Below are 25,287 nucleotides of genomic sequence, written 5' to 3'. Positions count from 1 at the left end.
TTAAGTAGACGTTTTTTGTTTTAAAATAGCAGTATGATAAACGAATTTAGGAATAATTAAATGATAGATAAAAGGCTATTTAAATTAAAAGGCATTATTGGTATATTAGTTGGTTTGGTTATGATGACCGGTATTCAAGCTTTAGCTATCTTAGCCCAAGGCATTTTTATGGCAATTGCGATTGTCAATTTGTGGCAGGGTAAAGCGATTAGTCAAACGACATCAGCAATTGCTTTTTTTGCAATTGCTTTTGTTGTACGTCAATTATTGGTTGTATTTAAGAATCACTATATGTCAAAATATGCGGATGAGGCAGTTGAAACTTATCGGCAACAACTATTAACTAAATATACAGCTTTGGGTTCAACATTAACGATTGAGCAGGGAACTGGTAATGCTGTGACAACACTTGGTGCAGGGTTAGATAATGTAAAAAATTATTTCCAGTTATTGTTAATTAAAGTATTTGATTTGGGTATTATTCCCTGGTTAATCTTACTTTATATTTTCTACATCAAATGGGAACAAGGCTTATTCTTACTACTCATATTTCCAGTCATCATTTTATTTTTTGTCATTTTAGGTTTAGCAGCACAAAGTAAAGCTGATGCAGAATTTGCTAACTTTAAAAATCTGAATAACCGTTTTGTCGATGCGTTAAGAGGGTTACCGACATTAAAGCAATTGGGTTTAGCTGACTCTTACAGTGATGAAATTTATGATATTTCTGAGGACTATCGTAAAACAACTATGCGCACTTTGCGTATTGCAATGACTTCGACCTTTGCTTTGGATTTTTTTACAACGCTCTCTATTGCGGTTGTTGCCGTTTTTTTAGGATTTGATTTATTAGATGGTCATATGACTTTGTTGCCAGCGTTGACGATTTTGATTTTAGCACCAGAATACTTTTTGCCATTACGGAACTTTTCTGATGATTATCATGCAACTTTGAATGGGAAAAATGCCTTAACAGATGTCTTATCAATGATTGAACGGCCAGATATTGCTGATCAAAATGTGCTTACGCTAGATGCATGGACGAGTGACAGTCAATTAACTTTACAAGATATGTCATTTAGCTATACTGAGGGCGAACCAATGCTGAAGGCTATTAATATCGAAGCAACTGGATATCAAAAAATTGCTATTGTTGGTGAAAGTGGTTCGGGAAAATCGACATTGCTAAGTGTCATTGGTGGCTTTTTGCAACTCAGCGATGGTAAAATAAGCATCAATCACCAAACCTTACCACACTTAGCGCAAAAGGACTGGCAATCACAATTTTTCTATATGCCACAACAACCTTATATTTTTCATGAGACTTTAAAAAAGAATATTACTTTTTATGCACCTGATGTCAGTGACAAGCTAATCGAGCGTGCAGTGACACAAGCTGGCTTGGCACCATTTGTGGCAGAATTGCCTGATGGCTTAGATACAATGATGGGTGAAAGCGGGCGACAGGTGTCCGGTGGTCAAGCACAACGTATTGCATTGGCCAGACTATTGTTAGACACACAACGAAAAGTCTTACTATTTGATGAACCAACTGCGCATTTAGATGTTGAAACAGAATATGACTTGAAGCAAACGATGGCACCTATTTTAGCGTCTCATCTTGTTTTCTTTGCAACGCATCGATTACATTGGTTAGATCAGATGGATTACGTTCTTGTTATGCACAATGGTGTCATAGTGGAACAAGGCGAGCCTAATAAATTATTAGCAGACACGGAAAGTGCTTTAAATCAACTACGTTCTGAATTGAGAGGCGCGTCATCATGAAAGTAAAAAAAATGCTGCAACAAGATAGATGGCTTGTACCATTTTTAAAACAGCAAAAAACAGGTTTGTTTTGGTCCATTATTTTAAGTTTTATGACTATTTTTGCTGCTGCTGGCTTGATGTTTATTTCTGGCTATTTAATCTCACGTGCAGCGCAACGGCCAGATAACATTTTACTGATTTATGTCCCTATCGTCTTGACACGTGGCTTTGGTATTGCAAGACCAATTTTTCGATATGCACAGCGGTTAGTATCTCATAACTGGGTGTTGCGATTTGTATCAAAATCACGTCAACGTTTGTATGATAGTGTTGCCAGTTCAGCTAGTAAAATCCGTGGTCAGCTACAAACAGGTGAAGTCCTCAGCTTATTGGCTGATGATTTGGATCGCTTACAAAATCTTTACCTAAGAACAATATTTCCCTTAGGCGCAGGAATTCTACTCTATCTATTCGTTGCCATTGGCTTTGGTGTTGTTAACTGGTTATTTATGTTATGGTGGTTTGTCATGTTAGCGGTGATTATGATTATTGTGCCACTCTTAAGTCTGTTAGCTAATCGATCACGGGTTCACCGGCAAAAGCAATTGCAAGCGCAACTTTACACCGATGCAACTGATGCAATCTTAGGTTTACAGGATTGGATATCATCCGGACGACAACGAGATCTTGTGACTTACCAAGGGCGAGTGATGGCTGATTTAGCGGCAACTAAGAATAACAGTATGCATTTTGGCTGGTGGCGTGATTTTCTAATTCAAATGCTATCGCTAATTTTAGTGATTACCACTTTATTTTGGGCTGGCGCACAATTCTCAAATAATCATATTGCTATCAATTTTATTGCTGCCTTTACTTTGGCTGTTTTTCCTTTGGTTGATAGCTTTCTTGGTGTTAATCAGGGCGTCAGTGAATCGTCATTTTATGAAGATAGTATCAAACGATTGAATGCACTACCTGAAAATACAATCAAAGCAACACCACATCTTGATGTGACAGATGAAACCGTTGCTTTGAAAAATGTTACTTTTAAATATGATGATAAAGCGATTATTCGTCAACTTAACCTAACAGTTGTACCTGGTCAAAAGATTGCTCTGTTAGGACGTTCTGGTTCCGGGAAAACGACGTTGTTAAAGTTAATTACCGGTGATATTTTACCAGTGAGTGGTCAAGTCACAATTGGCGGTCATGATGTCAGCGCTTTACAACAACAGCTCTCTCAATTAGTAGCGGTATTAGACCAACAAGCTTATTTATTTGATACCAGCATTTTAAACAATGTGCGTATGGGCAATCTCTCAGCGACAGATGAGCAAATCAAAATTGCTATTCAACAAGCGGGATTGCAGCCTTTAATTGACCGATTGCCTAGTGGTTATAACACATCTATGCAAGAAGCAGGCACACGTTTTTCTGGTGGTGAGCGCCAACGTTTTGCTTTGGCACGTATTTTACTGCAAGATGCACCAATAGTCATCTTAGATGAACCCACCGTGAGTTTAGATCCTAAAACAGAGCATGAGGTGTTACAGCAAATATTTACTGTATTAGCAGATCGCACAATTATCTGGGTGACACATCATTTGACGGGTATTTGGGCAGCTGATCAAGTTTATTTTCTTGAAAAAGGGCAATTTACTTTGTCGGGGACACCTACTGATTTAGCAAAAAATGCAACACACTTTCAACAACTATTAGCAATGGATGATTTGGGTTAAATGGCAAAAAGAAAAAGACGTGGCAAAAAGAAAATATTTCGTTTGAATCTCTGGTTATGGATAAGCAGTATTTTAGTGTTGGCAATTGGCGCAACTTTTTGGTCGCAAACGCTAATATACAACAAAGAAAATGCACAAGGACAAGACGTTGTGCGTCAACAAAAAATAGCTTGGATTAATCAACTAGCACCATATGCGCGATTAATGCAAGAAAAGTACGGTGTGATTGCGTCAATTAGTATCGCGCAGGCTATTTTAGAGTCAGATTGGCATACTTCGACGCTATCGACACAGTATAATAATTTATTCGGCATTAAAGCTGACGCAGGGCAAAAAAGTGTTGTTTTACCAACCCAGGAGTTTCAAAATGGCGAATGGGTCACTATTCAAGGGCGCTTTGCAGCTTATGATTCATGGCAAGAGAGTATGAAGGCGCATGCTGAATTACTTTATCATGGCACGAGTTGGAATGCGGCCCAATATCAGCATGTTTTAGCGGCCAAAGATTATCAGGCAGCAGCTAATGCATTGACAAAAGATGGGTATGCCACTGATCCAACTTATGCAGAAAAGCTCATCGCAATTATTCAGACGTGGCATTTGTCGCGCTTTGATGTACCACAAAAATAAAAACGGAAATGTTCCGTTTTTTTATTTTCTCTAATACGAACGTTTGTTCATATTCAAATCTGTTATAATAATAAGAGTTAATTTACACTATAGGAGCACACATGTCAGTAGAAACACTCACCAATGGAATGAATAATAAACAAGCTGAAGCAGTTCAGACAACAGAAGGGCCACTCTTAATTATGGCCGGTGCCGGTTCTGGTAAAACACGTGTTTTGACACATCGTATTGCCCACCTAGTACAAGACCTTAATGTTTTTCCGTGGCGTATTTTAGCGATTACTTTTACCAATAAAGCAGCGCGTGAAATGCGTGAAAGAATTGCGGCATTGTTGTCTGAAGATGTTGCTCGTGATATTTGGGTGTCAACTTTTCATGCTCTAGCGGTGCGAATTTTACGTCGGGACGGCGAAGCTATTGGGTTAGCAAAGAATTTTACAATTATTGATACCAGTGCACAGCGCACATTAATGAAGCGGGTGATTAATGATTTGAATCTGGATACAAATCAGTACGATCCGCGCACAATCCTAGGCATGATTTCCAACGCAAAAAATGACATGTTGCGACCACGTGATTATGCTAAAGCTGCTGATAATGCTTTTCAAGAAACTGTGGCAGAGGTCTATACTGCTTACCAAGCTGAATTAAAGCGTTCTCAAAGTGTTGATTTTGATGACTTAATTATGCTCACTATTGACCTTTTTCAATCGGCGCCAGATGTGTTAGCGCGCTATCAGCAACAGTTTGAATACCTGCATGTTGATGAATATCAGGATACCAATGATGCCCAATATACAATTGTTAATTTATTAGCGCAACGCTCTAAAAATTTGGCCGTTGTCGGTGATGCCGACCAGTCAATCTATGGTTGGCGTGGGGCAAATATGAATAATATTTTGAATTTCGAAAAAGATTATCCAAATGCCCATACAGTTATGTTAGAGCAAAATTACCGTTCAACGCAAAATATTTTAGACGCAGCCAATGCAGTCATTAATCATAATAATGAACGTGTACCTAAAAAATTGTGGACTGAAAACGGTAAAGGCGATCAAATTACATATTACCGTGCACAGACAGAGCATGATGAAGCAAATTTTATTTTGTCAAATATACAGCAGTTACGTGAGACGAAACATATGGCTTATAGTGATTTTGCAGTGCTTTATCGGACAAATGCGCAGTCGCGTAATATAGAAGAATCACTTGTTAAGGCTAATATGCCTTATAGTATGGTCGGCGGTCATAAATTCTACGAACGTAAAGAAATCTTAGATATTATGGCTTACATGAGTTTAATTACTAATCCAGATGATAATGCTGCTTTTGAGCGGGTTGTTAATGAGCCAAAGCGCGGATTAGGGGCGACATCCTTAACTCGGTTACGGGAATTGGCTAATCGCTTAAATGTATCTTATATGAAAGCCATTGAAAGTATCGAATTAGCACCATCTATTACAACAAAGGCAGCAAGTAAGTTTTTGACTTTTGCTGAAATAATGCATAATTTACGCCAACAATCAGAATTTTTAAATGTAACTGAATTAACAGAACTTGTCATGACGCAGTCTGGTTACCGGCAAATGTTAGCCGAGAAAAATGATCCTGATAGTCAAGCGCGTTTGGAAAACTTAGAAGAATTCTTGTCTGTGACTAAAGAGTTTGATGATAAATATCAACCAGAAGATCCCGAGTCTATCGACCCAGTGACGGATTTTCTTGGCACGACTGCTTTGATGAGTGATTTGGACGACTTTGAAGAGGGTGATGGTGCAGTTACTTTGATGACATTACATGCTGCCAAAGGGTTGGAATTTCCTGTGGTATTCTTAATTGGTCTAGAGGAAGGTATTTTTCCTCTATCACGTGCCATGATGGATGAAGATTTATTGGAAGAGGAGCGTCGCTTGGCATATGTTGGCATTACGCGTGCTATGAAAAAGCTGTTTTTAACAAATGCTTTTTCAAGATTACTATACGGACGTACTCAAGCCAACGAGCCGTCGCGTTTTATTGCTGAAATTTCACCAGAACTATTGGAAACAGCGTATTCTGGTCTATCACGAGACAAGACACAGAAAAAAACCTTGCCATTTGACCGTAAAATGCAGCTTGCAACAGCAACAACGTATCAGGCGACACCGGTCACTAAAATTACAAATGGTGTTACCGGCGGCGATCAAACTTCATGGTCGACTGGTGATAAGGTATCACATAAAAAATGGGGCGTTGGCACAGTAATTTCAGTGTCTGGTCGTGCTGATGATCAAGAATTAAAAGTAGCTTTTCCATCTGAAGGGGTGAAGCAGTTATTAGCGGCTTTTGCCCCAATTCAGAAAGTGGACTAGGCTAGGCTTCTGAATTGTATGAGACAATTTTAGGACCACTTTTATATCATTGTGATGAAATTAGGAAAAAATATGTTACCAGAATTTACACCAGTGAATAATTTAACCACGCAGATGGCACAGCAAGAAATTGCCACTTTGCAAAAAAGACTTACCGATTATGGTGTAGCATACTATGAAGAAGATGCGCCACTTGTTGAAGATTACATTTATGACGCGTTTTATGCTCGGCTAGTGTTACTAGAAGCACAGTTTCCACAGTTTGTGACACCTGATTCGCCAACACAAAATGTTGGTGGCGCAAAAGTTAAATCAGGATTGGCAAAAGTTGTTCATCCGGCACCAATGCTATCGTTAGGGGACGTTTTTAGTTTAGAGGAGTTGCAAGAATGGGATGAACGGACAACAAAAACTTTGGGTTTTCAATCTGAATATAATTTAGAGTTGAAAATTGATGGTTTAGCTGTCGCACTAACTTACGTTGATGGTAAACTTGTACAAGCTTCTACGCGTGGTAATGGTAGTATTGGAGAAGATGTTACGGCGAATGTGAAAACAATTCGTAGTATTCCTCAAACGCTAACTGAGCCAATAACCATTGAGGTGCGCGGCGAAATTTATATGCCCAAATCAAGCTTTGCAACCTTAAACAAACAGCGTGAGGCTGATGGGTTAGAGCCCTTCGCTAATCCACGTAATGCTGCAGCGGGTTCGCTAAGACAATTAAACGTTGCTATCACGAAAAAACGTGAGTTATCAGCTTTTGTTTACTATACAGCTGATCCAGATGCCATTGGGGTAACAACACAGAGCGGTGCTCTAGAGCGCTTTGCAGCGCTTGGTTTACCAACGGATGACCATAACCGTGTCATCGCCAAAATGGCTGATATTGATGCCTATATTGCTGAGTATACCTCGCAACGTGAGCGATTGGCTTATGGCATAGATGGTGTGGTTGTTAAAGTCAATCACTTAGACAATCAACTCGATTTAGGACACACTGTTAAAATTCCACGTTGGGCAATTGCTTATAAATTTCCACCCGAAGAGGCTTTGACTGTTGTGCTTGACATCGAATGGACAGTCGGCCGTACTGGGGCAGTTACCCCTACTGCTGTGATGGATCCAGTCCAATTAGCCGGCACAACTGTGCAGCGCGCTAGCTTGCACAATCCAGATTATTTGAATGCCAAAGACATTCGAATAGGAGACACAGTAACTTTGCATAAAGCTGGCGATATTATTCCAGAAATTGGACAAGTGCTGTTAGCTGAGCGACCAGCAAATAATCAGGTATATGATATCCCAACATTTTGTCCGGCATGTCACTCAGAGTTAGTGCACTTAGATGGGGAAGTGGCCTTGAGATGCATTAACCCATTTTGTGTGGCACAAATCCAAGAAAAGCTCACACATTTTGCTTCTCGCAATGCCATGAATATTGATGGTATGGGTCCTAGAGTTGTTAGTCAGTTGCTCAAGGCCAATTATATTCAAGATGTGGCTTCGATATATCGTCTTCAGGAAACACAACTGCTTTCTTTAGACAAGTTTAAAGAAAAATCTGTGACCAATCTTTTATCTGCAATTACGACGTCAAAAAGTAATTCGTTAGAACGTTTGCTTTTTGGCTTGGGTATTCGGATGGTTGGTGCTAAGGCCGCAAGACTGATTGCAGAAAAATTTAAAACGTTACAAGCCATAGCTGATGCATCAGTAATCGATATTGCTAGTATTGCGGGTATTGGTGAAACAATTGCGCTTTCAGTGGTACAATATTTTAAAACACCTGAAGCCAAGCAATTGCTGATTGAATTACGAGAAGCTGGTGTCAACCAAACCTACTTATCTGATGTCATCGTTGATGAAACGTCATTTTTCTATGGTAAAAAGATTGTTTTAACTGGTAAACTAGAAAAGGGTAGTCGGACCGAAGCAACAAAGTGGCTACAAGATCATGGTGCACAGGTCACGGGGTCAGTTTCAGCCAAGACAGACCTGTTGATTGCTGGTGAAGACGCCGGTAGTAAATTAGATAAGGCTAATGCGCTTGGTGTGACAGTTTGGGATGAGCAGGCGTTTATTGAAGCACAAGCAAAAGAGGGTACTGATAAATGAGAAAAATTGGTTTTCGCGGTTATATGGTAATTGCAGTAGGTATTTTAATTCTTACTGTCGGGGGACTCTATTTTTTTAATATGAACCGTGTGTCACCGACTGCAACCAAAAAAGCAAGCGGTGTCCAAATTACACAGAGTACGCCAGGACAATATCAGACAGTGATTAAAGATGGCAGGTATTTAGTTAGTGCTGCGCGTGGTATTACAGCAACTTCCGAACCCAATCAGCTAGATGTTAAGCACTTTGAGTCCAGTTTACTCGAGTTGTCAAAAAGTCAGTTTAAGCCAGCACAATATATTTTTCAAGAGGGACAATATTTAACAGCTGATACAGTGACTAATTTATTGGCCCGCCAAAGCAATGATAATCCAAATGGCTTGAACCCTGAAGATAATGGAAAGACCGACGACTCACGTAATCCAACCTATGTACAGACATTAACGGAACAAGATTTTATGTCAAAGCAAGGTAACGACTTAAAACTATCCGGTATGGTTATTGGCGTGGCGATGAACACCCAAGATCAGTATCAAAAAGAAAAGTATGGTGCTAATTATACGCAAAACATTTCTGATGCAGACCGTGTAGCCTATGGCAAAAAAATAGCGCCAAAAATCATCGCAAAGGTGAGGGCGCAATCAGGCGTATCTGACAGTACCCCGATTGTTATCGCAATGTATGCTAATTCGCCAGCTGATTCTTTGGCGCCCGGTGGTTTTTACGCTGAAGCTAAGAGCTCACATGGAGACACTTTGAGTGATTGGACGACAATTAGCGACAAATCAATTGTTTTACCTAAAGAAGCCACAGATACATCTAAATTAGGTAGTGATGAAAATAGTGGTTTTGCAAACTTTAAAAACGATATTGCTAATTTTTTCCCTAATATTGCTGGCGCAACAGCAGTTGCTAATTTTAAGTCTGGTACATTGACACGTCTAGATGTAAAAGTGAATACGCAGTTCTATTCTCAAACAGAAATCGAAAGTTTTACAACATATGTATCCCAGTCCGCTCTTAAATTCTTACCAAGTAATGTACCAGTCCGTATTGTGGTCCAAACGGCTAATGAATTGCAAGCGATTCTCATCCGCAATGCTAACGATAAAACATTCACAGTAACAGTATTAAATTAAGCATAGTCTAGCTATGCTTTTTTGTATATATACATGAAAATGGTATAATTAAACTATGTCTGAAACTCAAAAATATTTAACAATTAGTGCACTTACAGCATATTTAAAGCGTAAATTTGATGCAGATCCATATTTACAAAAAGTCTATGTTACTGGTGAAATTTCTAATATGGGCCGTCGGCGTGGCCGGCATCTTTACTTTTCAATTAAAGATCCAAGTGGGCGTGCCGTAATTTCTGCTGCGATGTTCTCGTATGCTAATCGACTAAAATTTCAGCCAGAAGAAGGTATGAAAATAAATGCGGTTGGCCATGTACAATTGTACGAGCCAAATGGTACCTATGCAATTATTTTGGACGATATGACACCCGATGGTGTGGGAGCCTTATTTCTAGCATATGAACAGTTGAAGAAAAAATTATCAGCCGAAGGGTTGTTTAGTTTTCCTAAGAAAAAATTACCGCTATTACCACGAAAAATCGCAGTGGTAACTTCGCCGACTGGGGCCGTCATTGAGGATATAGTTAGAACAGTGCAACGTCGTTTTCCAAGTGCGCAAGTTGTTTTGTATCCAGCCGTTGTTCAGGGAGAGAAAGCAGCAAAAACGATTATTAAACAAATCCAACGTATTGATAAATCAAATCAATATGACACATTGATTGTTGGTCGTGGTGGGGGTTCCATAGAGGACTTATGGGCATTCAATGATGAAATGTTGGCACGAACTGTCGCCGAGCTTAGCATTCCTGTGGTTAGTTCAGTCGGCCACGAAACAGATAATACACTGATTGATTTCGTCGCAGACCATCGTGCGGCTACGCCAACAGCAGCAGCTGAGTTAGCCACGCCAGTTACCTTGACACAGTTGATAACACGTTTAAACGAATTACAAGTGCGTTTACAATTAACGCTGCAACAGCAGATTGATGTCAAACGTCAACGCGTTGCGCGCGTAGCTAATCACGTCATTTTTCAACAACCAGACCGTTTGTATGTTGGCTATAATCAACGTGTGGATCAATTACGACATGATCTTGAGCAACTAATGCAACAACACATTGTTGCAGCTCGACACCGTCTCACAGTTGTTTCCCAGAGGCAATCGCAGATGAGCCAACAGATATTACAACAACCAAGAGAAAAACTACAGCTGCTAGCAGCTAAATTAGACTCAATGAGCCCATTGAAAATATTAGTCCGTGGCTTTGTAGTGATGGAAAAAGAACAACAAGTTGTGAAAAGTATTCAAGAAATTGCTGCAGAGGATCAAGTTAATCTGCGCTTGAGCGATGGCGTGGCAAAAGCAAAAATAATAGAAACGAGCAAACTAACACATGAGTGAAACAAAGACATTCGAAGATAAGTTACAGCAATTAGAAGGCATTGTTAGTGAATTAGAGAAGGGTGATCGTCCTTTAGAGACGGCTCTGGCTGATTTTCAAACTGGTGTCGGTTTGGTAAAAGAATTGCAAGGCACGCTCAAACATGCAGAAGAAACATTGGCTAAAGTGATGAGTGATGATGATAAACTAACCGATTTGGAACTAACTAATGACTAATCTAAAAAATTTTCAAGCGATTTGGCGTCCAAAAATTGACCAACAGTTACAGACGGATTTAATTGCTATATCTGACGATGCTGAATTTGCGCAGATGATGTGTTATGCTGTGCTAAATGGCGGAAAACGTTTACGTCCGTTATTAACTTTGGCAGTACTATCCAGCTTTAATGTGTCCGTGACACCCAATTTACTAAAATTGGCAACGGCGGTGGAGTGGGTGCATTCTTATTCGCTTGTGCACGATGATTTACCTGCCATGGATAATGATCTTTGGCGTCGCGGACAACCAAGTGTTCATGCTAAATTTGGAGAATCATCAGCTATTTTAGTTGGTGATGCTTTGTTAACTGGTGCTTTTCAGGTTGTTTCTGAAGCAAATGCGTTGGCAGCGAACGTACAAAAAGTGAGTGATGAGCAGGTGATAACCATCATACGGCAGTTATCACGATATGCTGGTGCTAATGGTATGGTTATTGGTCAAATACATGATATGCAGAACCATGGCCATCAAAAATCTGATGTGACTTATGATTGGCTATTAAATGATGTATATGCCCCGAAAACAGCAGCACTAATTAGTTATGCAACTGATATCGGTGGTAAACTATCTCAGGAAATGGCTTCAACAGTAGTACACCCGAAAACGCAGTATGATTTATATCAGTTTGGTTATGATTTTGGCCTAGCCTTTCAAATTCAAGATGATATTGATGACTTTGATCAAGATAATGACGAAGCTGTTGACTCATTACCACATCTTGTAGGTATGGCTGCTGCAAAGCGTACACGAAATGATTTACTTGCTGATGCACGGCAACGATTAACTAATATTGCGCAGCGTGAGGCCAGTTTTGATCGGCAATTGTTAGATGAATTTTTAGATTTAATTGGAGAATCAGTATGAGTGCTGTAGAAAAAGAGCGTGTTGATATATTGTTAGTACAACAGGGCCTATTTGACTCACGTGAACAAGCTAAGCGAGCAGTGATGGCGGGGGAAATACTAGGTGACAATGAAGAACGTTTAGATAAAGCAGGTCAGAAAATACCTGTTACAACGGAATTGCATTTTAAAGGTGAAAAACTAAAATACGTATCACGTGGCGGATTAAAGTTAGAAAAAGCGCTCAATGATTTTGATATTTCGGTCGCTGATAAAGTTGTTTTAGATATTGGCTCGTCTACAGGTGGCTTTACTGATGTTGCCCTTCAAAATGGGGCCAAATTAGTGTATGCATTGGATGTAGGGACGAATCAATTAGCATGGAAATTGCGTTCAGATGAGCGCGTTAAAGTGATGGAAAATACTAATTTTCGTTACTCACAATTAAATGATTTTAAGTTTGGGCAACCACAATTTGCAACGATTGATGTGTCATTTATTTCTCTTGGACTAATTTTGCCACCATTATCTCAAATTATTACGTCTGGCGGACATGTTGTTGCACTGATTAAGCCTCAGTTTGAAGCGGGTCGCGAGCATGTCGGTAAAAATGGGATTATTAAAGATCCACACGTTCATAAGCATGTGTTACAAAAGACTGTACAAATGATGCTTGCAGAAGGTTTTTCAATTAAAGGGTTAACCTACTCACCAATTAAGGGCGGGCAGGGCAATATTGAATTTTTAGCTATCTTGATGCGCGAACAGACAGCAACTATGAATACAGATATTGATATTGATAAGCTACTCGAACAAACCTATGCGCAATTAAACCATGTAGGAAATAAGGATGATGAATAAAAAAACACGTCAAAAAATACTCATGACACTTATTCAAAATCAACCGCTAGGACGTCAAGAAGACATTGTTGCTTATTTTGAGACCTTGGGCGAAACAGTGACACAAGCAACTATTTCACGAGATATCAATGAGTTGGGACTGATTAAGGTCCCTAATGCTCATGGCGGTTTTCACTATCATTTGCCAAAACAAGATGACCGACCGCATTTGCAACGTTTACGTCGTGCGTTGCAGCAATCATTTTTAAGTCAACGTGCACAACGCGGTCAAATTTTATTAAAAATACAGCCTGGTAGTGCACAGTTAATTGCTAACTTGTTTGAAAAAGTCAATTTTCCAGAGGTTTTTGGTACTTTGAGTGATGATGGTACGGTACTCGTATTATTAAAAGATGGTGTGACAACAGCAGAAATGACGAGTATTATTCAGAAATTACTGGAAAAATAGAAATGTATTAGGAGCATGAAAGCGAATATGCTAGAAAATCTTGTCATTGAAAATTTTGCCATTATTGAGAAAATTGATTTACAATTTGAAGATGGCATGACCGTTTTAACGGGTGAAACGGGTGCAGGTAAATCAATTATTATTGGCGCTTTACTACTATTAACCGGCGGTCGTGCGAGTTCTGAAATGGTTCGACATGGCAGCAAAAAAGCTATTTTACAAGCTGTATTTAGTATTACAACCAATCAATCGTTACTAACGCTTTTAAGCCAACATGGCATTGAAGCTGATGATGGACAAATGATTATTTACCGTGAGCTGAATCATAACGGACGTAGTGTGATCAGAATCAATGGTGTTTTAATTAACTTAAAAACGTTATCGATTATTGGTCGACAGCTGGTCGACATTCAAGGACAAAACGATACACAGCAACTACTTAATGTAGATGAGCATATACAGTTGCTTGATGCATTTGGTGGGGACATGTTGTTGCAGGTCAAGTCAGCTTATCAAAGCGAATTTTTGGAGTTTCGTGCAATTACCCAACGTATTCGTAAAATTCAAACATCACAGCAAGAAATGACGCAACGACTAGACCTGCTACAATTTCAGCAGCAAGAGTTAATGGAAGCGGATTTGAGTTTGAATGAAGAAAATGATTTATTGGATGCCCGTGGTAAATTGTTAAATTACAAGAAAATTGCTGATCGCTTACAAAATACACAGTTTGCGCTGAATGGCGAACAAACTGGTGCAATAGACCTATTGGCAGAAGCGATGCACGAGTTACAAGAAATTGCGGCGTATGATAATACCTATGCTGAGCTAGCTAAAACGATTGCCGATAGTTATTACACGGCGCAAGAAGTCGGTCGAGATGTTGATGAACAGATAGGCGCATTAACCTATGATGAATCAGAATTATTACGTATTGAAGAACGCTTACAGTTGATTCATGGTTTGGAAAGAAAATATGGGACAACAGTGGCCGATGTTTTGGCTTTTCAAGAAAAAGTTAATGCTGAACTTGCAACGTTGGTAGATGATTCATTTAATGTGGATAAGTTACAAGTCAAGCAAAATAGTTTACGTCAATCTTTGCGTCAAAAAGCGATGAGACTACGTGAAGTTAGACAGCAAGTGGCACGTCAGTTAGAACAGGATGTTAATCAGCAATTGTCAGACTTATTGATGACAGGGTCAGAATTTGCGGTACATTTTGAGCCCATTGAAGGTTTTATTTCATCTGGCTCTGATAGCGTAGAATTTTATGTTCAGACAAATGTTGGTGAAGGTATGGCCCCATTAGTTAAAATTGCTTCTGGCGGTGAAACAGCACGATTAATGCTAGCATTGAAGACGACGTTTGCTAAACAGCAACATATTATTTCAATTGTGTTTGATGAAGCAGACACCGGTGTTTCCGGACGTGTAGCCCAGGCGATTGCTAAGAAAATGTTGACAATTGCAGCTGACTCGCAGGTTTTTGCGATTACGCATTTACCACAAGTTGCTGCTGCAGCCACACATCATTTTCTAATTGCTAAAACAACAGAACACGATCGTACAATAACTCAGGTTTCGTCACTAGATGAATCAGGTCGTGAGCGCGCCATTGCCATGATGTTATCGGGCGATAAAGTTTCTAAAACGGCACTTGCCAATGCCAAAGATTTGCGGCGCCAATATACCAAAGACGCAACCAAATAATAGCATGCCATCTAATAACTAAAAAGACTGAACTCATTCATATGAGTTCAGTCTTTTTAATATCTAAATATTAATGTGCAATAATGACCAAGAAAAGTACGAATAAAATAGCCAAAGCATACATTAGTGGATGTACTTTTTTACCACGACCAGTACTAATCATAGTAATTGGATAGAGAATGAAACCAAGGGCGATACCATCAGAGATTGAGTAAGTTAAAGGCATACCAATAACAATGAGGAACGCTGGTGCTGCGATAGCAAAGTCTTCCCAATCAATTTGACGTAGGCTTTTCGCCATTAACACCCCGACAACAACGAGTGCCGGTGCTGTGACCTGTGATGTAACAACAGTTAGCAGTGGTGAAAAGAATAATGCGATTAAGAAAAAGATACCAGTAAAGACACTTGTTAATCCGGAACGACCACCAACAGCGATACCAGATGATGATTCGACATAGGCTGAGGTTGGGGATGTTCCGATGACAGCACCAACAGTCATACCAACAGCGTCGGCCATTAATGCTCTTCCGGCGCGTGGCATTTCGTTATTTCTCATGAAACCAGCCTGTGTAGCAAGACCAATCATTGTTCCCGCTGTGTCAAAGAAAGTGACGAGTAAGAAAGTAACGACAACAGTCACCATTTGTAGTGAATTGATGTCACCGATGTGTGTGACCCCAGCACCAAAGGTTGGTGCCAAAGAAGGGGCTGAAGAAATAAGTGCGCTTGGTAGTTTGATAAGACCAAAAATGATGCCAACAACTGACGTCATCACCATACCAATAAAAATGGCAGCTGGAATTTTACGTGACAACAAAATGAAGGTTACAATAATACCAAAGATAGCCAATAATGAGGTTGGCGTGGTTAAATGACCAAGAGAAACCATTGTGTCTTTGTTGGCAACAATTAGACCAGCATTATGTAAGCCAATAAAAGCGATAAATAAACCAATACCAGATGCGATGGCTAACTTTAAATTTTGAGGAATAATGTTAATAATTTTTTCTCGTATTTTGAAGAAAGTTAATACGAGAAAGATGATAGCAGCAACGAATACACCTGCCATTGCTGTTTGCCATTTGACACCCATACCAATAACAACAGAATAAGCGAAGAAAGCATTAACACCCAAACCTGGTGCGATAGCAATCGGATATAATGCAACGATGCCCATGAATAGCGTCGCAACAGCTGATGCAACAGCTGTTGCCGTGAATACCGCACCCTTATCCATGCCAGCAGCACCGAGGACAGTGGGGTTAACAAATAGAATATAGGCCATGGACGCAAAGGTCGTTAGCCCAGCGATGAACTCTGTACGTATTGACGTGTTCAGTTCATCAAGTTTAAAATAATTTGCAATCGTAGACATGATTGCCTCCCAAAAATATTGTAACGCCTAAACGTTCTATACTAGTTTAACAGTATAAAAGGCGAATTAAAATATAAAAACGTTAGAATTTACCGTTTAAACCGATCGTTGCCGTTGATTTATTGTTGAAAGCGCTTAATAAACGAATAATAAAGGCTTAATGTTCGTTTATTAGTTAAAGATAACCGAATTCACTAGCTAACAATGTGACTATCCGTTAGCTGTGGCTAGGATAGAATGTGATGGCTTATTTAATGTTATAATAGAAACATCTTTTACTGAAGGAAGTTGTATTATGGTAGCACAACTTGTGTTAGTTCGTCATGGGGAGTCAACCGCTAATCGCGATAATCAATTTACTGGGTGGACAGATGTACCACTTACTGCAAAGGGGCGTGCACAAGCAAAAAAGGTAGGACAATTATTGGCTGATAAAGCAATGACCTTTGATGATGTCCATACATCCTATTTACAGCGTGCGATTTCAACGGCTAACATTATTTTATATGAGTCTCATCAGTCTTGGGTGCCAATCCATAAAACTTGGCGTTTAAATGAGCGGCATTATGGTGCGCTGCGTGGTTTAAATAAGGATGCAGCACGTCAGAAATATGGTGTTTCGGCTGTACAATTATGGCGAAGAAGTTATACAGCCGTGCCACCGTTATTAGATCGTGTGACACCAGATCGCCGCTATCCTAACCAAATCGAGCCACTCGGAGAAAGTTTAGCAATGGCCAGTGATCGCTTATTACCTTATTGGCATTCTACGATTGAACCGGCGCTACGTGCTGGTCGTCATCAGCTTGTGGTGGCACATGGCAGTTCATTACGGGCACTGATTAAATACTTAGAAAATATTAGTGATGAAGCCATCGATGGTTTAGAAGTTGGCAATGGTGAACCAATTTGTTACACATTTAATGAAAAATTTGAAATTAGTCCACGCCAGTACCTGCAGGCAGATGTTAAATAAAATAAAGACCATATAAGGAGTGAAAAATGAACGATAAAACATGGGCACGAATAAAAAAATATACGGAGCATCAAGGCACATCTGGGCAAGAGCATTTAGTGCGGCAAGCTTTGCGCCAAGATATGCAACCATTAGTTGATGAAATTCATCAAGATGGCTTAGGTGGTATTTTCGGTGTTAAAAACAATAAACAGATTGATGCACCGCGCGTCATGTTTGCGGCGCATATGGATGAAGTCGGCTTTATTGTTACGGATATTTTGCCTACTGGCACGTTTAAAGTAGCCACCATTGGCGGTTGGAATCCTGTAGTCATTTCTTCACAACGTTTCACCTTATTTACGAGTAAAGGCACCTATCCAGTTGTTTCAAGTTCTGTATCACCGCATTTATTGCGCGGCACAGGGCATGCACCACAATTACCTACTATTGATGACATTTTATTTGATGGGGGCTTTGTTGATTATGATGAAGCATGGGCTTACGGTGTGAGACCTGGGGACTTCATTGTGCCTGAGGTTAAAACAATTTTAACTGCCAATAAAAAGCGGGTAATATCTAAGGCATGGGATAATCGCTTTGGCGTGGTAACCATACTTGAAGCATTAGAAGCACTAGTTAATGAACCCACACCGAATACGCTAATCATGGGGGCAAATGTCCAGGAAGAAGTTGGCCTACGTGGTGCCCATGGTGCAGTTAACTTACTAAAGCCTGATATATTTTTTGCGGTAGATTCTAGTGCAGCTGATGATAATGCTGAATCACAGGGACATCAAGGTGTACTTGATCAAGGAACGTTATTGCGTGTATTTGATCCGACTGTTGTCACACCACTGCGTCTACGTGAGTTTTTGCTATCGGTAGCTGAAGACAATCACATTCCTTATCAGTATTTTGTTTCTAAAGGCGGTACAGATGCAGCTGCTGCTCAAACCGCGCATAATGGGATACCTTCTGTTGCTCTAGGTGTGGCTTCTCGTTACATCCACACCCATCAAACGGTCTGGTCCATAGCTGATTTTGAGGCCGCTAAGGCTTTTGTTATTGCAATTGCAAAATCTTTAGACAACACAAACTTACAAACAATTATAGGTGATTAATGTTTTATGTTTAAAAAATTACGAAAATTAGATTATTGGATTGCTGTACCTTATGCCATATTGAGTATGCTTGGTATTGTCATGGTTTTTTCTGCAACTCAAGGTACAAGTACAGCTTTAAGTAATTTTATTAAACAAGCGATTTTTGTTGTGTTGGGCTTGACGGGTGCTTTTTTTCTCTACCATTTTAATTTAAAAGCGTTACGACAAAAAAAGTTGCTGCGGATGACGATGTTAATCATTATTGGTGCTTTATTGGTTGCTAAATTTATTATGCCTGCGGTTAACGGCGCCAATGGGTGGATTAGTTTAGGCCCTATCACGCTGCAACCTGCTGAATTCTTAAAACTAGCAATTATTCTATATTTTGCCGATTTTTTTGATAAAGTACCTTGGCAGACGCATTTACGTATCAGAAATCAACCGTTGTTTCAATTTCATGTTTTAGGATTACCGGGGATTGCGCTGGTGTTAGTCTTTATTATGCCAGACAATGGTAACGGCCTAATTACTTTTGTTATCTGGTTTGTGTTGTTTATGTCCTCTGGCGTACGGCGTTGGTTTATTGCTGCTGTTGCTGCCTTTGGCGGTTTAGGATTTGGCTTTTTACAGACTATTTTAAGAATCGTTAACCAAGTATTTGGTCTTAATGGAAGTCAACACTATACGTTTGCCCGATTGACAAGTTTTGTAGACCCATGGCAACCAGGTGCAGCCGATGCTAGCCGACAGTTATTATATGGTTATTATGCAATAGCACACGGCGGTTTCTTGGGGGTAGGACTGGGAAATTCGTTAATCAAACCCTATTTGCCTGAATCCAACACAGATTTTATAATGGCCGTGATGACGGAGGAATTAGGCGCCGTGACAACGACAATTGTATTACTGTTATTGCTCATTTTAATTGGTCGTATGGTTATTCTTGGTATACGGCAGCGCAGCCAATACTATCGCTTATTATTATTTGGTATTGCAGCATTACTCTTTATTCAGGCGTTAGTTAATTTGGGTGGTGTTGTTGGTGTGCTACCTATTACAGGTGTTGTTTTCCCATTCATATCAGGCGGTGGTTCGTCGTATATCGTATTCAGTGCGGCAATTGGTTTAACGCTTAATATAGCAGCAACACAAAAGAAACTACCAGACATTCACCCAGCAGATACACTTGCTAGAAAGGATTACCAATGACATTTGCAATACAACCCAGGCGGGGCCTGTATATTTATTTAAAGCAGATGCGACACGTTTCACAACTTAAAAAATTTGGTCAAATTGTCTATGTTTCACGTAAAATGGGCTTTGCAATGATTTATGTTGATGATACTGCCATTACGCAACAAATTGAAAAAATTAAGCAATATAAGTTTGTAAAAGATGTTGTCTCATCACCGCGTCCGGATATTAATCCGGATTTGGATGATATGCATGATGATATTTTCTTTGAAAATTATGATGAGGAGAGTGCGCGTTAAGTGGCTATTCAGCCATGGCACAAATAGTTATGCGAGTAGTATCGGGACGTTTTCGGGGTACGCGTTTAGACGCTGTTTCTGGCGATAAAACACGACCAACAACTGACAAGGTTAAAGAAGCGATGTTCAGCATGTTAACACCATATTTGAATGGTGGCGAGGTATTAGACCTATATGCCGGTACAGGCGGATTGAGTATTGAGGCAGTTTCACGTGGGATGGCACATGCCACATTAGTTGACCGTCAATTTCAAGCAATTAAAGTGATTCAAAATAATATTGAAAAAACACATGATATCGCTGCTTTTACAGTAATTAAATCACCAGCAAAGCAAGCGCTTGAAAAATTTGCGCTGGCGCGGCAACAGTTTGATTTGGTATTTTTAGACCCACCCTATGCAAAGGAAACCTTGCGGGGTGATATGCGTTACATGGCAGAAAATCAGTTGTTAGCGCCACAAGCAATCATTCTTGTCGAGAGTGATGATGATGCTAATTTGCCACAAGAAGATCAGAATTTTATGATTATACAACAAAAGCATTATGGGATAACCGTTGTAACAATTTATCGCTATCAAGCAAAGGACTAATAGAAGGGGATTTTTCATGAGTATCGCACTATTTCCAGGCAGCTTTGATCCACTAACGAATGGACATTTAGATATCATTGAACGTGCTAGTCTGATGTTTGATAAAGTCGTGGTCGGTGTCGGCTATAATACAGGAAAAAAAGCTTTATTTACACCTGAAGAAAAACTTGCGCTAATTTCTGAAGTGGTGTCTGATTTGCCAAATGTTGAAGTAGCCATTATGCATGGCTTAACCGTACAGTTTATGGCCGAAATTGGGGCACGTTTTATTGTGCGGGGGTTACGCAATAGTAAGGACTTTGAATATGAGCGAGATATTGCTGGTGTCAATAGTGCATTGGCTGATGTTGAAACGATTTTATTATTGGCTAAACCCGAGAATCAAAATATTTCAAGTTCAATGGTTAAAGAAATAGGGAGCATGGGCGCTGATAATATGGCGAAGTTTGTTCCTAAAGTAGTCGTTGATGCTTTAAAGGAACGGTTAAATTAATGCGAAAAAAAAGTAAAATTATTGCCGCAATTGCGGCTGTTTTTGTTGTCATAGGTATCGGTGGCTTATTATGGCCTATTGATGGTTATATTGAAGCGCCAGGGCAAGCTGATAACTTAGCACAATTTGTCAAAATTGATGGGAAGACAGATAATAGCAAAGGGCGTTATAACATTACCTCGGTTTATTTGTCCAAAGCTAATGGACTAGGCTATCTACAGACTTTGATTAATCCACACCTATCTTTTGCCAAAACAGCCGATGTAACTGGTGGTGAAAGTTCAGCAGTATTTGCCAAGGTACAAAATTTTTATATGCAAAGTGCCATTGCCAGTGCTGAACAGGTTGCTTTTAAAAAAGCAAACCAGCCAATTACGACAACATATCAAGGTATTTATGTTCTTAATGTGACTAAAGACTCCCATTTTAAAAAGTCAATTCAAGTTGGCGATACCATTACAGCCATTGATGGGCACCATTTTGAAAATGCCGATGGGTTTATTAAATACTTGGCGAATAAACCAAAAGACATTAAGGTGCAAATCGATTATTTACGTGATGGTAAGGCCGGCAATACATCTGGGGATACCATTAAGTTGGCAAGTAGCAAATCATCTGAATATCCAAATGGTCGATCAGGCATCGGCATTATTTTGACAGATAATGTTACGGTAAAAACAACGCCAACGGTTACTGTAGACCCTGGACAAATTGGCGGCCCGTCTGGTGGGCTGATGTTTACCTTGCAAATTTATGATCAATTAACAGGTGATAAATTATCACGTGGGCGTAACATTTCTGGAACAGGCACAATGAACGCTAACGGATATGTAGGCGAAATCGGCGGTATTGATAAAAAGGTTATGGCTGCTAAGGCAGCAGGGTCAACCGTATTTTTTGCACCTTATGTAGCGCCCAACGCTGAAATATTGAAGTATGAGGAAAAACATCAAACCAACTACCAGCTCGCACGACAAACTGCAAAAAAGTATGCACCAAATGTGAAGGTAGTACCAGTAAGAACCTTTGATGATGCTGTGAATTATTTAGAGACAGGTAAAATAATTCAAACTGTTAACTAAAGTTATAAAAAAGGATTGCCTAAGGGCAATCCTTTTTTATAACTTATCAATATAGAGGCTGTTAATCCAACCAAGGTCAGCGAGTTTATACCAAACAATCCCATTGTCATGATGTTCTTCTTTTGCAATAGCCACAAAGTCGCCATCAAGAACGCTACCAACAGGAATGCCATAAGGTTCAGAAAAAACTTCTGTTGATTGTCCTGGTAAGAAATTTACGAGAGCATTTGGTTGGTTATTTTCAATAGCCTGATCATTAATATAATTAATATTCTCTGCAGTCGGTGCAGTATCTGATAATATCATTTGACTGTCATTGTAGGGTAGCCAAGCATGATCTCCAATTTGATACCAGAATTGACCATTGGCAGAAATCGCTCGTAATGATGTTGCCCAGTAAGTGCCAGTAGTGAGTGTAGCTGCGGGTTCAGCATTGTCTTCAGGCTCACTAAAAGCAATCACATCAAAATTAACTTTAATGTACATCATAACGCGATGAACAGCGCGCCATGTAGCAGGACGATAATAAAGATGTAATGCTTGTGGTAAATTACCAAAGACACCGGTTAAATTACCAGAATTATCGACATATGTGAAGTCTGCGATATCTGGTGTTTCAATCAGATATTGCGCGCCGATATGGCCGTCAAGTCTTACCGGTGTTTGTAACTGTTCTTTGGTTGCAATATTTTCGTAATAAACCCAAACGGGTGCTTCAGTTGTCATGAATTTAAACCTCTGAGCTCATTATACCAAATAATTAATAAAACCATGTGTCATATATTGTTACCGGCTCATGACGTTTTTGTTCACTTGCTAAATATAAGTTTTCAATTGTTTTAGCAGCATGCTCAGCAATTACTTTACCTTCCAAGTAATCATCAATGTCGTCGTAACTGACACCTAAAGCTGCTTCATCAGCTAATTGCGGACGCTCATCTTCAAGGTCGGCAGTGGGAACTTTTTCGTATAGTGAATGTGGTGCTTGAAGAGCAGCTAACATCTGACGGCCTTGACGTTTATTTAAACGCCATAATGGATTAATATCTGTGCCACCATCACCATATTTTGTAAAGAAACCAGCAAAGGCTTCAGCAGCATGATCCGTTCCAATAACGACACCTTGGTGTTCTCGTGCAACAGCATATTGTGCAATCATACGCATTTTAGGCTTAATAGAGCCACGACTCATGTCATCAACGGCCAAACCACTTGTTCGCAAAGCAGTTGTCATGGCGTCAGTGGCAGTTTTAATATTTGTCGTAATGACTTGGTTTGGTTCGATAAAAGCTAACGCTGCTTGTGCGTCAGCTTCGTCACGTTGTTCGCCATACGGTTGGCGTACAGCAATTAGTTCATATTGCTGCAAATGATTTTCGCTATTAAGTTCTTGAATAGCAATTTGGGCCAATTTACCTGCTAAGGTTGAATCTTGCCCACCAGAAACGGCAATGACGTAGCTCTGGTACTGTGGGTTAAGGCGCAAATATTGCTTAAGAAAATCAACGGATCTGCTAATTTCCTGTTTAGGATCAATGATTGGTTGAACGTGCAAGGTGGCAATAATTTTTGCTTGTAATGATCGCATATTAAAACTCCTTAATCATATTTTTAACGTGTTGAATCGTTGTGTTTTTGGCTTCGATTAGACGTTTTGAGAGTGATACTGAATATTTTTCTGGTGAATCGATGCGTTTGAAAGGCGCAGGAATGGCTGATAAGCTGTCCTTGGCGTAACGCTGTACTGCTTGTGCTGTTGGTATTTGATAAATTTGCTTACCGTGAACAAAAATATCTTGCAAAATAGGCCGTCCGACACCTTGTTCGTCAAACAGCGTAAGCATATCACCTGTGTCAGTTCGCCAAATTTGCTTTTTACCGGGGGTAGATATTTTTTCGTCATCATCCGACAATTTAATGGTATTATCCCCAGAGATGCTGACCATTTTATAAACAGCACCCAAGGCAGGTTGATCAAAAGCGGTAATTAATTTTGTACCAACACCCCACACGTCAATTTTTGCGTTTTGCTTTTTCAAATTTGTAATGGCATATTCATCTAGGTCATTTGAAGCATAAATTTTGGCGTTGGGGAAACCAGCTTTATCTAATTCTTGACGAATTGTTTGTGACAAGCCAACCATATCACCTGAGTCGATTCGAACGCCTTGAAAATTAATCTTGTCACCAAACTCGCGTGCCACTTTGATTGCATTTGGTACACCAGATTTTAAAGTGTCAAATGTGTCAACCAAAAAGACCACGTTGTGATGTGTTTTAGCATATGCAGTAAAGGCATCATAGTCGTTTTTATATGCTTGTACTAACGCGTGCGCATGCGTACCTGATACAGGGAGATTGAAAAGCTTACCAGCACGGACATTTGAGGTTGCATTAAAACCACCAATATATGCAGCTCTTGTCCCCCAAAGGGCAGCGTCTAGTTCTTGTGCGCGCCTTGTACCAAACTCAAGTAAAGGTTCTCCCTTAGCAGCAGAGACAATGCGTGAAGCTTTAGTTGCAATGAGTGTTTGAAAATTAATTATGTTGAGTAATGCTGTTTCAAGTAGCTGGGCATCAACTAGTGGTCCTTCAACTTGTAACAGTGGTTCATGATCAAACATCACTTCACCTTCATGTGGCGCACGTAATGTTGCAGTGAAACGCCACTGGGCCAAATATTCTAAAAATGCTGCCGTGTAAAGATTAAGTGAGCGGAGATAATCAAGGTCACTCGCACTAAATTTGATTTTTTTTAAATAAGTGATTGTATGTTCTAAACCAGCAAAAATAACATAACCATTGTTAAAAGGCTTATTTCTAAAATAAGCCTCGAAAACAACCGGCTGTTGATCAATGCCAGTTTGCCAATAAGTATAAATCATATTGATTTGATAGAGATCAGTATGTAAAGTTAATGAATCGTCTGGATATACCATAGTTCTGTCCTTTAAGAAGATTAAACTCATTATAGCAA

Annotated in this window: 23 protein-coding genes; 19 read left to right on the top strand and 4 right to left on the bottom strand. The window is 39.7% G+C overall.

What is annotated here, in order from left to right; genetic code table 11:
* Positions 1-60 precede the first annotated feature (60 nt).
* From cydD to recN, 12 genes are all read left to right on the top strand, one after another.
* Complete coding sequence (cydD, locus tag FGL72_RS06020) at positions 61-1,788, top strand: thiol reductant ABC exporter subunit CydD (RefSeq protein WP_146992850.1); 1,728 nt, start codon at positions 61-63, stop codon at positions 1,786-1,788.
* Entirely contained in the window at positions 1,785-3,509 is a 1,725-nt protein-coding gene (cydC, locus tag FGL72_RS06015) for a thiol reductant ABC exporter subunit CydC (protein ID WP_085698781.1), read from the top strand. The genes cydD and cydC overlap by 4 nt, the downstream gene beginning before the upstream one ends.
* Entirely contained in the window at positions 3,510-4,139 is a 630-nt protein-coding gene (locus FGL72_RS06010) for a glycoside hydrolase family 73 protein (protein WP_004903126.1), read from the top strand.
* A 101-nt stretch (positions 4,140-4,240) separates the two neighbouring features.
* Entirely contained in the window at positions 4,241-6,490 is a 2,250-nt protein-coding gene (pcrA, locus tag FGL72_RS06005; RefSeq protein WP_085698783.1) for a DNA helicase PcrA, read from the top strand.
* A 72-nt stretch (positions 6,491-6,562) separates the two neighbouring features.
* The gene (ligA, locus tag FGL72_RS06000) at positions 6,563-8,608 is read left to right on the top strand and encodes an NAD-dependent DNA ligase LigA (protein ID WP_085698785.1); all 2,046 of its coding nucleotides are present in this window, start codon (positions 6,563-6,565) and stop codon (positions 8,606-8,608) included.
* Positions 8,605-9,747 carry a CamS family sex pheromone protein gene (locus FGL72_RS05995; protein WP_085698787.1) on the top strand — a complete coding sequence of 381 codons (1,143 nt, stop codon included), beginning with the start codon at positions 8,605-8,607 and terminating at the stop codon, positions 9,745-9,747. Before ligA ends, FGL72_RS05995 begins: the two co-directional genes overlap by 4 nt.
* A 55-nt stretch (positions 9,748-9,802) precedes the next feature.
* Positions 9,803-11,089, top strand: a complete 1,287-nt coding sequence (xseA, locus tag FGL72_RS05990) for an exodeoxyribonuclease VII large subunit (protein WP_040189961.1) — start codon at positions 9,803-9,805, stop codon at positions 11,087-11,089.
* On the top strand, positions 11,082-11,306 hold the full coding sequence (locus FGL72_RS05985; RefSeq protein ID WP_004903115.1) for an exodeoxyribonuclease VII small subunit: 225 nt from the start codon (positions 11,082-11,084) through the stop codon (positions 11,304-11,306). Before xseA ends, FGL72_RS05985 begins: the two co-directional genes overlap by 8 nt.
* Positions 11,299-12,213 carry a polyprenyl synthetase family protein gene (locus FGL72_RS05980; RefSeq protein ID WP_085698789.1) on the top strand — a complete coding sequence of 305 codons (915 nt, stop codon included), beginning with the start codon at positions 11,299-11,301 and terminating at the stop codon, positions 12,211-12,213. Before FGL72_RS05985 ends, FGL72_RS05980 begins: the two co-directional genes overlap by 8 nt.
* Positions 12,210-13,052 (top strand): TlyA family RNA methyltransferase, encoded by an 843-nt coding sequence (locus FGL72_RS05975; RefSeq protein ID WP_004905624.1) that lies wholly within the window; start codon positions 12,210-12,212, stop codon positions 13,050-13,052. The genes FGL72_RS05980 and FGL72_RS05975 overlap by 4 nt, the downstream gene beginning before the upstream one ends.
* Positions 13,045-13,500: an arginine repressor gene (locus FGL72_RS05970; RefSeq protein ID WP_146992975.1), complete on the top strand. Its 456-nt coding sequence runs from the start codon at positions 13,045-13,047 to the stop codon at positions 13,498-13,500. The genes FGL72_RS05975 and FGL72_RS05970 overlap by 8 nt, the downstream gene beginning before the upstream one ends.
* 27 nt (positions 13,501-13,527) lie before the next feature.
* Entirely contained in the window at positions 13,528-15,213 is a 1,686-nt protein-coding gene (gene recN, locus FGL72_RS05965; protein WP_004908955.1) for a DNA repair protein RecN, read from the top strand.
* A 70-nt stretch (positions 15,214-15,283) separates the two neighbouring features.
* Here recN and FGL72_RS05960 read toward each other — a convergent pair whose 3' ends face one another.
* On the bottom strand, positions 15,284-16,591 hold the full coding sequence (locus tag FGL72_RS05960) for an NCS2 family permease (protein WP_004903102.1): 1,308 nt from the start codon (positions 16,589-16,591) through the stop codon (positions 15,284-15,286).
* Positions 16,592-16,886: 295 nt separating this feature from the next.
* Here FGL72_RS05960 and FGL72_RS05955 point away from each other — a divergent pair, with 295 nt between their 5' ends.
* The 7 genes from FGL72_RS05955 to FGL72_RS05925 are packed head-to-tail and all read left to right on the top strand — an operon-like array spanning position 16,887 to position 22,310.
* Entirely contained in the window at positions 16,887-17,567 is a 681-nt protein-coding gene (locus FGL72_RS05955; protein WP_004905620.1) for a 2,3-bisphosphoglycerate-dependent phosphoglycerate mutase, read from the top strand.
* A 26-nt stretch (positions 17,568-17,593) separates the two neighbouring features.
* Complete coding sequence (pepA, locus tag FGL72_RS05950; protein ID WP_085698791.1) at positions 17,594-18,670, top strand: glutamyl aminopeptidase; 1,077 nt, start codon at positions 17,594-17,596, stop codon at positions 18,668-18,670.
* A 6-nt stretch (positions 18,671-18,676) separates the two neighbouring features.
* Positions 18,677-19,861 carry an FtsW/RodA/SpoVE family cell cycle protein gene (locus FGL72_RS05945; protein WP_100665344.1) on the top strand — a complete coding sequence of 395 codons (1,185 nt, stop codon included), beginning with the start codon at positions 18,677-18,679 and terminating at the stop codon, positions 19,859-19,861.
* On the top strand, positions 19,858-20,145 hold the full coding sequence (locus FGL72_RS05940; protein ID WP_004903092.1) for a YlbG family protein: 288 nt from the start codon (positions 19,858-19,860) through the stop codon (positions 20,143-20,145). Before FGL72_RS05945 ends, FGL72_RS05940 begins: the two co-directional genes overlap by 4 nt.
* A 29-nt stretch (positions 20,146-20,174) precedes the next feature.
* Positions 20,175-20,735 (top strand): 16S rRNA (guanine(966)-N(2))-methyltransferase RsmD, encoded by a 561-nt coding sequence (rsmD, locus tag FGL72_RS05935; protein WP_036058562.1) that lies wholly within the window; start codon positions 20,175-20,177, stop codon positions 20,733-20,735.
* A 16-nt stretch (positions 20,736-20,751) separates the two neighbouring features.
* Positions 20,752-21,228 carry a pantetheine-phosphate adenylyltransferase gene (gene coaD, locus FGL72_RS05930; protein ID WP_004903085.1) on the top strand — a complete coding sequence of 159 codons (477 nt, stop codon included), beginning with the start codon at positions 20,752-20,754 and terminating at the stop codon, positions 21,226-21,228.
* Entirely contained in the window at positions 21,228-22,310 is a 1,083-nt protein-coding gene (locus tag FGL72_RS05925; protein WP_004908953.1) for a SepM family pheromone-processing serine protease, read from the top strand. Before coaD ends, FGL72_RS05925 begins: the two co-directional genes overlap by 1 nt.
* Before the next feature lie 36 nt (positions 22,311-22,346).
* Here the strand turns inward: FGL72_RS05925 and FGL72_RS05920 are convergent, their stop codons facing one another.
* From FGL72_RS05920 to pncB, 3 genes are read right to left on the bottom strand one after another with little or no spacing between them, the layout of a single operon-like run.
* The gene (locus tag FGL72_RS05920; protein WP_004906446.1) at positions 22,347-23,036 is read right to left on the bottom strand and encodes a MucBP domain-containing protein; all 690 of its coding nucleotides are present in this window, start codon (positions 23,034-23,036) and stop codon (positions 22,347-22,349) included.
* A gap of 34 nt (positions 23,037-23,070) precedes the next feature.
* Positions 23,071-23,898, bottom strand: coding sequence for an ammonia-dependent NAD(+) synthetase (gene nadE, locus FGL72_RS05915; RefSeq protein ID WP_004906445.1), 828 nt, complete (start codon positions 23,896-23,898; stop codon positions 23,071-23,073).
* 1 nt (position 23,899) lies between these two features.
* Positions 23,900-25,249 (bottom strand): nicotinate phosphoribosyltransferase, encoded by a 1,350-nt coding sequence (gene pncB, locus FGL72_RS05910; RefSeq protein ID WP_085698795.1) that lies wholly within the window; start codon positions 25,247-25,249, stop codon positions 23,900-23,902.
* Positions 25,250-25,287: the final 38 nt, after the last annotated feature.

The organism is Leuconostoc citreum (assembly GCF_007954785.1).
GTDB classification, from domain to species: domain Bacteria; phylum Bacillota; class Bacilli; order Lactobacillales; family Lactobacillaceae; genus Leuconostoc; species Leuconostoc citreum.
Note: the sequence above shows the minus strand (reverse complement) of the source record. Positions and strands in the feature narration are given on the sequence as shown.